1 rRNA gene is annotated in these 531 nt (G+C 37.9%); it reads left to right on the top strand.

The annotated features are described in order from the left end of the window. Positions 1-108: ribosomal RNA gene (gene rrf, locus H5200_RS23400) — 5S ribosomal RNA — on the top strand; the annotation flags it as partial. Between the last annotated feature and the right edge of the window lie 423 nt (positions 109-531).

Below are 531 nucleotides of genomic sequence, written 5' to 3'. Positions count from 1 at the left end.
ACAATAGCGTTTTGGACCCACCTGACCCCATGCCGAACTCAGTAGTGAAACAAAACAGCGCCGATGATAGTGTAGCATTTGCTATGTGAAAGTAGGACATTGCCAGGCTCCAAATTGAGAAAGCCGCTTCAGAAATGAAGCGGCTTTTTTACGTCTGCAGGAAAGCTATTGGCTTCGAGCCTTCAGCGTTAACCTTTGACATGCGTGTACTGCCACTTTTTAATCTTAAAAAACTCGCGCTCCCCATAAGAAAATATAAACTCGTAAACCTAACTATTGACTGCCTTTATAGTTATACCAATCTGCCAAATTATGTGATCTAATTAGCACACTGATACTTATCTACTTTTACTAAATTGAACTTAGAAAAATCCAAGCAACTTTTAGCTTTATCACGTAAAGAGCCTAATACCAATCTGCCAAATTATGTGATCTAATTAGCACACTGATACTTATCTACTTTTACTAAATTGAACTTAGAAAAATCCAAGCAACTTTTAGCTTTATCACGTAAAGAGCCTAATGCGAGAA

It is taken from the genome of Pseudoalteromonas sp. SG43-7 (assembly GCF_014164295.1).
Taxonomy (GTDB): Bacteria; Pseudomonadota; Gammaproteobacteria; order Enterobacterales; family Alteromonadaceae; genus Pseudoalteromonas; species Pseudoalteromonas rhizosphaerae.
The sequence above is the reverse complement of the archived record's forward strand: the minus strand, read 5'-3'. Positions and strand labels throughout refer to the sequence as shown.